Raw genomic sequence first — 10,885 nt, forward strand, 5'->3', positions numbered from 1 at the left:
GACGGTTCGGTCAGGCGGGCGTTGCGGACTCAGGTCCGCACCGCCCAGAACTCGAGCTCAAGGCCCGGGAAGTCGCCGGCAATGTGCATGGCGAGGCCGCCGGAGCTTTCGAGCTGCTTCCACATCTCGTTGCCCCGGGTCTCCAGCTCGAAGTAGTTGAAGCCGGCGTGATAGGGAATCTGGCGCGGCGCCACCGGCAGCGGCCGCAGCGTGACGCCGGGCAGTTGCAGGTTGACGAGGTCGCGGATGCGCTCGACCGTGCCGATCTTGACCTGGGTCGGGAAGCGCGCACGCAGCGCATCGCCCGACATCTGCGCGCCGACGGCCAGCACGAACTGCGCGCTGCGTTGCAGCTCGACGTCGGGGATGAGCGCGACGCGGATGCCGTACTTGCGGTCCTGCAGCTCGATGGGGATGGCGGTCTGCTCCATCACCATCGACAGCGACTGGCGCAGGTCGTCCATCAGCGGCCGGAAGCAGCGCGCCGGGTCGTCGTGCACATAGGCCGGCAGGGCGGCGGGGCGGCGGCGGTCGCGGAAGGTGGCCAGGTCCCCGGCCAGCGCGACGCCGACGAAATAGAACTCGCGCGGATGCAGCAGCGTGGTCTGGCGCAGTTGGGCGAACAGGGGTTCGCTGCGGTTGACGGCTTCGAGCAGCAGGAAGTCGGCGATCTCGCCGATGCCCGCGCGGCCGGGCTGGGCCAGGCGGGCGGCCAGGGCCTCGCCACGCTGGTGCAGCAGGCCGTGCAGCTCGCGCAGGTAGCCGGCCAGCAGCTCGTTGCCGCCGGCATGGAGGGTGGGCGGGATGAACTGGGTGTCGAGCAGCACGCGGTTGTCGGCCCGGCGCTCGACCACCCGGCACAGGCCCAGGGTGGCGTAGCCCTCGCCGGCGTCGCGGGCCAGCATCACGCGCAAGTGGATGCGGCCGACCTGGATGGGCGCGCTGCGCTCGCCGACGGCATTGCTGTCGCCCACCTCGACCTCGGCAGCCAGGAAGCGCGGCGGCATCGAGCCGGTGCCGCCCTCGGCATCGGTCTCGGTCACGCCCGGGCGCTGCAGCACGGCGGCCAGCACAACCAGCTCGTCGCGGGCATCGGCCGGCACGTCGAAAGCGGCCGGCGCGATGTCCTGGCCCGGGATGTCGAAGAGCAGGCCGTCGGGCAGCACGCCGTGGGCCGATTGCACGGCGATCTTGCCCAGGGTCAGCGCCGCCGTGTCCAGGCTCAGGCTCATGAAGCCCCAGCCATGGCCCTCGGTGGCCCCGAAGCGCAGATGGGCCTGGCGCGCCAGGAAGCGGTCGTGCTGCTGGAAGTGCTGGGGCTGGAGGAACATGCCCTCCGTCCAGATCACCTTGTTGTGCCAGGTCATGGTCGGCGTTCAGGGAATCTCGTGGGTGACTTGCCCGGGGAAGGTGATCGAGATCACCCCGCCCCAGGCGCACATGAGCTTGCAGTTGTTGTCGAGAGCCGGCGTGTTGGCGATGAGCACCGTCGGCACGCCGGGTGTCCAGGGCGCGGGCAGCACCGGCACGCAGGGCATGGGCGTGAGCACGCCCAGGGCGGCCGCGGTGGCAGCCGCCACCGAGGGGTTGGACGGCGAGCTGCACATGCCGAAGGGCGGCACATTGGTGAGCGGGATGTTGTCGGTGATCACGCCGGCCATCATCTGGCTGGTGAGGACCGGCCGCGGTGTGGCGTTGAACACCGAGGGGGCGACCCCGAAGGTGCATTGCAGGGTGGCGGTGGTGCAGACCTGCTGGGGCATGGCGCGTCCTCTCAGGCCTGGGCGGGGGCCGTCACCCAGAGGGCGATGCCGCTGAAGTTGTCGTGCCGGGTCTTGCCGCCGGCCTCGGCTTCGGCCAGCACGCAGGCTTCGAGCGCGGCCAGCCAGGCGGCCGGATCGGGCGCCGCAGCCAGCTCGTGCAGCATCACCGCATCGTCGACGAACTCCCAGAGCCCGTCGGTGCAGAGCAGGAAGACATCACCGGGCCGCAGGGCCAGCGGCGCCTCGCAGGTGCCGATGCGCAGATCCTCGGGCGCGGTGCCCAGGGCCGAATGGAGCTGGCTGCGCTGCGGATGGTTGCGGGTGTCCTCGGGCCGCAGCAGGCCGGCCTCGACCATGGACTGCACGAGGCTGTGGTCGCGGGTGCGCCGGGCCACGGCGCCATCGCGGAAGAGGTAGAGCCGCGAATCGCCGGCGTGGCCCCAGAGCGCCTGGCCGCGCACGCGGTCGATGAAGAGCGCGACGACGGTGGTGTGCATCTCGCGCTGGCCGGGCGCATCGGCGCGGTGGCGGATGACCTTGGCATTGGTGTCGAGCAGCAGCTCGCGCAGGTCCTCGGGGGATTGCAGCGGCGCATCTGCGCACTGGTCGATCAGGTAGCTCACCGCGAGGCGCGAGGCCACATCCCCGCCGCCATGGCCGCCGGCGCCGTCGGCCACGACGCAGCAGAGCTGGGTGTCGGAATGCCAGTGGCCGCAGGCGTCCTCGTTGTAGTCGCGGCCCCCGGCGCGCGAGAGGATGGCCAGCTCCAGCTCTAGCGCCTGCCCGTCCTCGGGCAGCGGCTCGGCGACGAGCGGCTCGGGGGGAAGGCTGGCCGGCTGGCTCACGGTGCGGGCCGCTGCAGGCGGTCGATGTGCTCTTCGTAGGCCTGGAGGAAGGCCTTGCCGAAGAGGCTATGGAAGTCCTCGGCCGCGTCCTGGCTGATCTGGGTGTAGTGCTCGATGAACAGCTCCCAGAGCTGGGCCTTGCGGCTGCCCGGCAGCAGGCTGGCCAGGCGAGAGCGCTGTACCAGCCGGCCTTCGAGCTGGGCCGGGTCGAAGCGCTCCAGCACGCCCTCCAGCGCGGCGCGCATGCCGGCGATCACGCCGAACTGGTGGGCGCGCAGGTCGTCGTAGGCATCGCGCATCGCCGGCCCGGCGGCCATGAAGCCGCGCACCGGCGGGGCCAGCAGGTGCTGGAGCGCGGCCTCGGCGCTGGGCGAGAACTTCAGGGGATTGTTCTCGCGGGCGACGATCATCGTCGCTTCGGCCTTGACCTCGCGCTTGAGCGCAGCCCGCGCGACCAGCAAGTCGACGGTGCCGGCAGCCGCCTCGCGCAGCAGCTCGCCCAGCAGGCGCATCAGGGCCGGGCTCAGGGCCTCGATCGCCACCCCGGGCGTGGCCAGGCCCTCGCGGAAGGCCTGGAGCAGTTCGCCAGCCTCGGCCGGGCTCGCCGGGGCGGTGGCCGGGCTGAAGGGCTGCGCGGCGGCGGGCGGCTCGGCCCAGGCGGCAAGCGGGGCCTCGGGCCGCGCGGCGGGCGCGGGCCGCGCGGCGGGCGCGGCGCGCGGCGGCGCGGGCGGGATCGCCGCGGCGGCCGGGGCGGGGGCGGCCCGCGGCGAAGCCGGCCGGATCAGCGTGCGGCCGTCGCCGCCCTCCTCCCCCCAGGACAGCACGGCGCCGCCGGCACGGGGCGGCGGGGGCATGCGGGATGCGGCCGTGGGCGGGGCGAGGAAGGGCTGGTTCAGGGCCGACACGGTGTCGGGTGCGGCCGTGGCACTGGCCTGCGGCAGGGCCGAGAGCGCTTGCAGCGCATCGGCTGCCGCGCCGGTGTTGGGCTGCATCAGCGGCGCATCGAGCTTGCCCTGGGCCAGGGGATCGCCGCCCAGGCTGGGACCGAGGCCGAAGAGGCTGTCGAGCGAGGCGGCGCTGCCGCTGGACCCCAGGTCGGGGATGAGTGGCGCCGGCGCGGCCGCGCCCCCCTCGAGGCCGAACGCCCCGGGGGCCGGCCCGGCCAGGGGCGAGGCACCGGCCGGCGCGGGCTCGGCGAAGGGGTCCCAGTCGTCGGGGATGCCACCGACCGCGGCGGGCGCGGCGGCCGGCGCGCTGCTGCGGCGGGTTGGCGGTGCGGCCTCGCTGCCGAAGGCGACCAGGGGATCGACCCAGCCGCCGCCCGCCGCGGCCGGCGAGGCGGCGGGCCCGAGCAGGTCGGCAAAGGGATCGGCGGCAGCCGCCGAGGCGGCGGTCGCGGCCGAGACCTTGAGTTGGTAGCCGCCGATCTGCAGGGTGTCGCCGGCCTGGATGCGGGCCTCGCGCCCGCTGCCGACCTCGCGGCCGTTGACCAGCACCGGGTTGCTGCCCCGGTCGATCAGGGCGTACTGGCCGGCGCGGAAGACGATCTGCGCATGCACGCGGGAGACGGTGCGGTCCGGGTCGTCGAGCACGAGCTGGTTGCTGTCGGCCCGGCCGATGGCACCGCCGAGTTCGTCGAAGGACGCGCTCAGCATCCGGGCCGGGGGCTGGCCGTTGAAGTTCACGACAGTCAGCGTGATCGCGGTCAAGGCTGGCTTCCTCCGAGGGTCAGCAGGTAGGGGATGCGCGAAGCGGGCGCTCCGGCGGGCGGCGTTTCAAGGCCGGCCCGGCCCGGACGGGGCGCCGCAAGTCCGGGGGCAGCATAGCGGCGGCCTGTGCCGGCAGCGGGTCTGGTTTGCAGGGGGGATCCCGCGGGATCCGGGGGGTGACCCGCAAGGGCGCGCCGGCAGGCGCCGCTACCATGAAGCCTCACCGTCCGACGCACGATGGCCCGAGCATGTCCTGTCTTTGCCCGTCCAAGCTTCTCGACCTGCTGGAACGGCTGGCTGCCGTGCCGCCCCTGAGCCTGGGGCTGCCGGAAGGGCTGGGCGAGCAGGCGCGGTCCATCCAGGCCGGGCTGGGCCCGCCCCTGGCCCTGCAGGCGCAGGCCCAGGTCGGCGCCCAGGCGCAGGCCCAGGCCGCGCTGATGGCCCGGGTGTCGGCCATGGCCGCCCTGCATGCGGCCGTGCAGGCTGCTTTCGGCCTGAAGCTGGCGGCCGGGCTTTCGGCCCAGGCCCGGGCCGATCTGCAAGCCGGGCTGGCCGCGCAGATCGGTTCGCTCAATGCCGGCGGCCCGGCGCTCAACACGCACCTGCCGGCCCTGGCCCGCCTGATGAGCCCGCTGGCCGCGCTGATGGCACTGCTGGGCCTGCTGCAAAGCCTGCTGGCCAGCGGCCTGGACCTGCGCCAGCCCGGCGCCCTGGCGGTGCTGCAAGCGCGGCTGCAGGCCCGCGCCCAGGCGAGCGCGCAGGCTCAGGCCCAAGCCAGCGCCCAGGCCTCGGCCCTGGCCGCGCTGATGGCCTCGATGGGCCTGAAGGCCGACGCCCAGGGCGCTGCGCAACTGACGAGCGCGATGCAAGCCACCGCCTCGATGAGCCAGAGCCTGCCGGCGATCACCGCGCCGGCGCAGGGCCTGTCCCTGCTGGCGGCGCTGATGTCGGTGCTGGCCGCGCTGCGCTCGCTGCTTCAGGTGGATCTGCTCGAACCCGCCGGGCCGAGCCGCTTGCGCCTGGCCCTGTCCGGCCTGCCGCTGGCCGGTCTGGCCGACCTTCAAGTTCCTGTGCAGGCCAGCGCCCGGGCGACGGCTGCGGCCGAGGCCGCGGCGCAGGCCGCCGCCCGCGCCCAGGCCGGCCTGCCGCTGGAGGCGGCTGCACGCATCGACATGCGGGCGGCCGCCCAGCTCGCCACCGCGGTTCAGCTTCGCGCCCAGGCGCCGCGCCTGATGCGGGCGCCCGGAAGCTGCGGCCAGCCCTGCCCGGTGGCGCCCCTCCAGGGCCCGGGTGGGCTGGGCTTCCAGGCGAGCGCGGCTCACAGCATCCCCTGAGGCTGGCCGTCGACCACAGCCAGGCGCAGCGGCAGGCTGAAGACCTGGCCGTCGGCGTCGGGCTCGGTGCGCAGGGCAGGGCCGCCGCCGCTCAGCAGGCAATCGAGCAGGCGGCCGTCGGCCACCGGACGGAGCAGAAGCTCGGCCGGCGGAATGTCGGCCCAGGCCGGACCGCCCTGGGCATGTCGCGCGGCGAGCTGCTGGTGCAGGGCCTGGAGCAGGTCCCGGGGGTCGCGGCCGTAGGCAGTGCCGAGGTCCTGGGCCCGCGGGCGCAGGGCCTGCAGCAGGGCGTCGAAACGGCCGGCGCGCAGGTCCTCGACCCTTTCCTGCAGCCAGGCCTGGACCCGGGCCTGCAGCGCGGCATCAAGCCGCAGCACCGGCGCATCCAGCCAGCGCCAGCGCGGAAAGTTGACCGGCAGCACCACCGCCTCGGCCAGCCGGATCGGCGGGGCGAGCGAGACGCCGGCCTCCGGCGCCCACAGAAGCTGGGCCAGGCTGCGCGACTGGGCCGGATCGATGGCGTGGTCCATGCGGGGCAGCAGCACGTTCAGGCTGGCCGAGCGTTCGCCGTCGGACGGGAAGGCAGGCAGCGGGGCCGGCGCCTCGCCCACGAGCAGGGCAGGCGGCCAGATCAGCAGCTCAAGCCGGTTCTCGCCGCTGACGGTGCATTCATGCACGGGCACGGTGGCGCAGGGCTGGGCGGCGTCCACCCGGGCCAGCGGGATGCCGTTGAGCAGCGCCTCGGCCGTGCAGCCCTGCGCTTCAAGGCGGATGACGAGCAGGCGGTCCATCAGCCCAGGCTCCAGTCCAGCAGCTTCATGGCCGGCAGCAGGCCCAGGATGCGGCGGGTGTGCAGGCCGCCGGGCCCACCCTGCGCGACCGGAAGCCGCAGGGCCTCCAGTTCGAGCCGGGCAAACCATTGCAGGCCGGGGCCCTCCGTATGCGGCCGCAGGCCGCAGGCGCCGACGAGGCTGCCCTCGACCGGGCCGATCGCCTGAAGGCACTCGGCTTCGGGCCGGGCCACGGGGCTCAGCTCGGCCACCCAGGGCAGGCGGAAGCTGATCTGCGCCGCAGCCAGCGCGGCGGGCACCTGCTCGTCCGCGCGCTCGCGGGCCCAGGTGCAGCGCATCGGCACGCTGCCCGCGCAGTCGACGCGCAGCAAGCTGAGCGCCGAACCGCCCTGCAGCCGGGCGGACAGCCGTAACTTGAGCGCGCAGGCCACGCCCTCCATCTGGCCCACGATGCGGTGGACGGGCGGGTGCAAGGGGCCTTGCGGCGCAGCCATCCAGCCCCAGCTCAGGCCCGCATGCCCGCTGAGCAAGCTGGGTTCGGCCTCGACCCGGGCGTCCTCCAGGCCGGCAACGGTGGTCCAGGCCTCGGCGAGGCGGTCCAGGCCGGCGGCGAGCTGGGTATCCAGGGCTTGCAGGCCCTCCAGCCAGAGGCGGGCGGCCTGGGCCTTGCCGTCGCGCTCCAGGTGCAGGCGGGCCGGCGGCGGCGCGGGCAAGGCCTCGCGGCGCGGCCAGTGCAGGGGCGGGCTGGGCTCGCGCCGCCAGGCCATCATCCAATGCGCCGCCGGCAGCAGGCCCAGGTCGATCGCGAGGTCACCCAGCGGGGCTTCGGTGCCGCGCAGGCCGCAGCTTTCGACCGTGATGCGGGACCAGCTCGGGCTGTCTTCGGCGGCAAGGCCCTTGCCGGGAAGCAGGGCTTCGACGGAAGCCAGCGGCGGGAACTCCAGGCTCACAGCCTGAGCCGGACGGCCGCGCCAGTCGCGCACGCTGGACCCCAGCGCCGCCGTCAGGCAGGGATGCACAGCAGGATCGCAGCAGGCTGCCAGCTCGCTGCGCCACTGCATGCGCAGCGGCCCCTCGCCGACGGGCGCGAGGCTGTAGACCCGCAGCGGCTCGCGGGGCGTGGGGCCGGTGGCAGCCACTGCGGCATCCGGCGGCGGCAGGCGCAGCGGCGCGGGCTGCACGGCCTGCGGCTGGCGGCGCCACTGGCCGGCCTCATGGCGGTAGTGCTGCCAGGCCACCGGGGCCAGGGGCAGCAGATCGACATGCGCCAGGTCGCAGGGCTCGCCGAGCTGGAGCCCCTCGGGCGGCAGCAGGCGTCCGATGCGACCGAGCGGCATCAGGGCCCGGTCGAGCCGCGGCAGGGCCTGCTCGAAGCTGGTGACGACGGCGGCTGCGACGCGGCCCTCGGCGGCCATGCGCCGCAAGGCTTCGGTGGCGCGCCGACCGAGCTGGAAGATCCGCAGCGCCGGCGCCGACTCGACCGCAGCCAGCACGGCCTGGGACCAGGCCTGCTCGGGCCGGGTGTCGAAATCCACCCCGAAGGCACAGCAGCAGGCGAGGTAGCGGCCGACGCCGACCGCATGCTCCAGGCCGTGGGCACGGGCTCGCTGCACGCCATGCTCGATCAGGCGGGGGAATCGATCGCCCAGGCGGCCGGGGACTTCGGGAAAGACTTCGGCCAGCACCTCGCCCAGGCGCTGCTGGTCGCGCCGGAGCTTCAGGGCCTCCAGGGCCCCCACTTGCGCTGCGTTCAGGCTCAGCATGGCGGGATCCTGCTCAAGGCATGCGCGTCTGCCGCGTGACGCGCAGGCTGCCCAGGGGCGCCTCGTAGCGCCGCCACTCGCCGGGCGCCGGCACCACGAAAGCCTGGACCGGGCCGAAGACCGCCTGGCAGGCGCCCGGGTCGGCGGCGGTCAGCAGGCAGTCCAGCACCGCCGGGTCCATCCCGTCGAGGTCGACCCGCAGCCCCTGCGGCAGGACGACCTTGAGCAGCGAGCGCAGATGCTGGCGCACCGTCAGGCGCGGCTGCGCGCTCAGCACGAGCACGCCCCAGTCGCCCATGCCCTTCGCGGCCTCGAAGAGCAGCCAGTCGCTGAACGGGGAATCGGGCGCCAGCGTCAGGAGATGGGGCGCCTGGCGGCGAAGCGCGGGGTCCAGGGCGCCGGGCAGCAGGCATTCATGCAGCAGGCCTTCGGCCGCGGCCAGGCGGGCCGGAAGATCGGGCACCCGGCTGCCCATGACGACGGCATGGACGCGCAGGCGCTCGTCGGCCCACAAGGAGGCCTTGAGCTGGGCCGGACTGAGCGCGCCGGGCGCGTCCTGAAGGCTGGGCGTGACCATGATGGGGCTCAGGACTGCTGCTGCAGGGGATCGTCGTTGGACTTGTGCTCGCCAGGCTCCTGCGGCTGGGCGGGCTGGGCGGCCTGGGGCTGGTTGGCGTTGCCGGGCCCGCCGCCGCTGTTGATCTTGACCAGCGGGCCCTGGATGGTCACGCCCTCCGGGCCGATCTTGATGAAGGCGCCGCCGGCCTTGAGGGTGATCTCGGTGCCGCCGTCGATCACGATGCCCGAGTTGGCCTTGAGGTGCAGGGTGGCCGAGGCCCCGACGGTGAGTGCCTGGCCGACCTTGATGTCCATGGCCTGGCCGGAACTCAGGCTGATGGCATCCGCGCCCTTGAGCTGCACGGCCCCGGTGATCTCCCCATCGAACAGGCCACCGGTCTTGAGGATCTGGTCTCCGGTGATGCTGGTGTGGCTGTCGGTGCCGATCTTGAGCGTGCTGATCTTGCCGACGGTCACGGTCTGGTTCTCGCCCACCTGATGCTGGGCGTTCTTGACCACCTCGGTCCAGTGGTCGTTGCCGATCGTCAGGTGGGCATCGTTCTTGACGTTCTGGTGCAGGTCCTTCTGGGCCTGGAAGTAGACGTGCTCGGCATCCTTCTTGTCGTCGAAGCGCAGTTCGTTGAAGGTGTCCGCCGTGCCGCCCTTGCTGGAGCGGCTGCGGATGCCGGTGACGGTGGCATGGTCGGGCAGGGTGTAGGCCGGCAGGTTCTCGGGGCTGTAGACGCTGCCGGTGATCAGCGGCCGATCGGGATTGCCTTCGAGGAACTCGATCACCACCTCGTCGCCCACGCGCGGCAGCGCGAACATGCCGAAGCCCTTGCTGGCCCAGGGCTGGGCCACCCGCACCCAGCAGGAGCTCTTCTCGTCGCCCTTGCCCTTGCGGTCCCAGGGGAACTTGACCTTGACCCGGCCCGTCTTGTCGGTGTGGATCTCGTCCCCGCTGGCCCCCACCACGACGGCCGTCTGCACGCCGTGGATGCGCGGGTTGTGCGTCCTGCGGTCGGGCACATAGCGCTGGGCCTTGGGCATGGCTTCCAGCTTGGCCGAGAAGCCGGTGGCCGGCTCGTCGTCGGTCGATTCATACCGGCCGAAATCCATCTCCAGCTCGGCATAGGTGATCAGGTACTCGCCACGGTCGCGGTGGTCGACGAACTTGAAGCTGCGGCCGGCACCCACCGAGCGGCAAGGGGTCTCCAACACCGCCTTGACCTGGCCGGACTCGAAGCCCTGGACCCGCAGCTTGGACACCGCCGTCGCGCGGCTGGCCGCCTGGGACTTGTCCTCCAGCTCCGAATACTCGCTCGGCCACTCGTAGACCTCCTGCCGCCCCGGGTTCGCAAAGCTGGCGGTGCTCTGGGCGGTGTTGATCGGCTTGGGCGTGATCGAGTCCTGGTCGTGGTCGACGTGGCTGTACTTCAGGCTGTGCACGCTGCGGCTGAGCTGCCAGTGGTCGACGACGGCGTCCCCGCGCTCGTTGCTGGTCCGCGCGGCCGCATAGCCCAGCGTGTCGTCGGGCTGGATCAGCTCGTGGCAGGAGGGGTCATCGCAGAGCACCAGGGTGTGCTGGCCGTCCTGATGGGTGAAGAAGTAGTAGATGCCCTCGTCCTCCATCAGGCGGTGGACGAAGTCGAGGTCGGTCTCGCGGTACTGCACGCAATAGGGCCGCTTGCGGTAGCTGCCCTTGAGCTTCTTGCTGACCTGCTGCGAGCTGTAGTCCGCAAACACCTCGTCGAGGATCTCGACCGCAGTCTTGTCCTGGAAGATGCGGTTGTCGACGCTCAGCCCGAGATGCCAGGTCCAGGTGTGCAGGGTCAAGATGAAGGTGTCGAAGCGACCGACCACCTCGCCCTGAGCCACGGTGACGATCCAGGCATTGAAGTAGCGCTTGCTGCCATTGCGCAGCAGCAGCGTCACGGTGGCCTGGGTGCCCAGCAGCTTCTTCGGGTCGATCCAGACCTTGCTGCTGAGCCGCATCACCTCAAGTTGGAAGTCCGTCGGGGCGTTCAACGACTCCACCACGCTCATGCGACGGAAGAGCAGGGCTTCCTTGCCCAGCACGCAGTTGAAGCTGGCCTCGACGACGTCCTCGCTCATGGCGGCC

At 72.9% G+C, this 10,885-nt stretch carries 9 protein-coding genes; 1 reads left to right on the forward strand and 8 read right to left on the reverse strand.

The genetic code is table 11. The annotated features are described in order from the left end of the window. Positions 1 to 29: 29 nt before the first annotated feature. From tssK to tagH, 4 genes are read right to left on the reverse strand one after another with little or no spacing between them, the layout of a single operon-like run. Complete coding sequence (gene tssK, locus JI742_RS00605; RefSeq protein ID WP_201822991.1) at positions 30 to 1,367, reverse strand: type VI secretion system baseplate subunit TssK; 1,338 nt, start codon at positions 1,365 to 1,367, stop codon at positions 30 to 32. Between the two features lie 9 nt (positions 1,368 to 1,376). Beyond that, a complete protein-coding gene (locus JI742_RS00610) occupies positions 1,377 to 1,763 on the reverse strand; it encodes a DUF4280 domain-containing protein (protein ID WP_201822994.1) in 387 nt (128 codons plus the stop codon). 11 nt (positions 1,764 to 1,774) lie between these two features. Next, the gene (locus JI742_RS00615; RefSeq protein ID WP_201822998.1) at positions 1,775 to 2,608 is read right to left on the reverse strand and encodes a PP2C family protein-serine/threonine phosphatase; all 834 of its coding nucleotides are present in this window, start codon (positions 2,606 to 2,608) and stop codon (positions 1,775 to 1,777) included. After that, a complete protein-coding gene (tagH, locus tag JI742_RS00620; protein WP_201823000.1) occupies positions 2,605 to 4,317 on the reverse strand; it encodes a type VI secretion system-associated FHA domain protein TagH in 1,713 nt (570 codons plus the stop codon). Before tagH ends, JI742_RS00615 begins: the two co-directional genes overlap by 4 nt. 248 nt (positions 4,318 to 4,565) lie before the next feature. Here tagH and JI742_RS00625 point away from each other — a divergent pair, with 248 nt between their 5' ends. Continuing rightward, positions 4,566 to 5,651 (forward strand): hypothetical protein, encoded by a 1,086-nt coding sequence (locus JI742_RS00625; RefSeq protein WP_201823003.1) that lies wholly within the window; start codon positions 4,566 to 4,568, stop codon positions 5,649 to 5,651. On the opposite strand, the gene JI742_RS00630 is transcribed toward JI742_RS00625, so the two are convergent. From JI742_RS00630 to JI742_RS00645, 4 genes are read right to left on the reverse strand one after another with little or no spacing between them, the layout of a single operon-like run. Beyond that, positions 5,636 to 6,442, reverse strand: a complete 807-nt coding sequence (locus JI742_RS00630; RefSeq protein ID WP_201823005.1) for a hypothetical protein — start codon at positions 6,440 to 6,442, stop codon at positions 5,636 to 5,638. The genes JI742_RS00625 and JI742_RS00630 overlap by 16 nt on opposite strands. Further along, positions 6,442 to 8,205: a hypothetical protein gene (locus tag JI742_RS00635; protein ID WP_201823008.1), complete on the reverse strand. Its 1,764-nt coding sequence runs from the start codon at positions 8,203 to 8,205 to the stop codon at positions 6,442 to 6,444. The genes JI742_RS00630 and JI742_RS00635 overlap by 1 nt, the downstream gene beginning before the upstream one ends. Before the next feature lie 13 nt (positions 8,206 to 8,218). Next, positions 8,219 to 8,782, reverse strand: coding sequence for a DUF4123 domain-containing protein (locus tag JI742_RS00640; RefSeq protein ID WP_201823011.1), 564 nt, complete (start codon positions 8,780 to 8,782; stop codon positions 8,219 to 8,221). Between the two features lie 8 nt (positions 8,783 to 8,790). After that, positions 8,791 to 10,878 (reverse strand): type VI secretion system Vgr family protein, encoded by a 2,088-nt coding sequence (locus JI742_RS00645; protein WP_201823014.1) that lies wholly within the window; start codon positions 10,876 to 10,878, stop codon positions 8,791 to 8,793. Positions 10,879 to 10,885 lie beyond the last annotated feature (7 nt).

Origin of the sequence: Piscinibacter lacus (genome assembly GCF_016735685.1) — a bacterium.
Lineage (GTDB): Bacteria > Pseudomonadota > Gammaproteobacteria > Burkholderiales > Burkholderiaceae_C > Aquariibacter > Aquariibacter lacus.

Coding starts and splice junctions, on each gene's coding strand:
- JI742_RS00630 (WP_201823005.1), bottom strand. CDS start 6,442: ATGGACCGCCTGCTCGTCATCCGCCTTGAAGCGCAGGGCTGCACGGCC.
- JI742_RS00625 (WP_201823003.1), top strand. CDS start 4,566: ATGTCCTGTCTTTGCCCGTCCAAGCTTCTCGACCTGCTGGAACGGCTG.
- JI742_RS00635 (WP_201823008.1), bottom strand. CDS start 8,205: ATGCTGAGCCTGAACGCAGCGCAAGTGGGGGCCCTGGAGGCCCTGAAG.
- JI742_RS00640 (WP_201823011.1), bottom strand. CDS start 8,782: ATGGTCACGCCCAGCCTTCAGGACGCGCCCGGCGCGCTCAGTCCGGCC.
- JI742_RS00610 (WP_201822994.1), bottom strand. CDS start 1,763: ATGCCCCAGCAGGTCTGCACCACCGCCACCCTGCAATGCACCTTCGGG.
- tssK (WP_201822991.1), bottom strand. CDS start 1,367: ATGACCTGGCACAACAAGGTGATCTGGACGGAGGGCATGTTCCTCCAG.
- JI742_RS00645 (WP_201823014.1), bottom strand. CDS start 10,878: ATGAGCGAGGACGTCGTCGAGGCCAGCTTCAACTGCGTGCTGGGCAAG.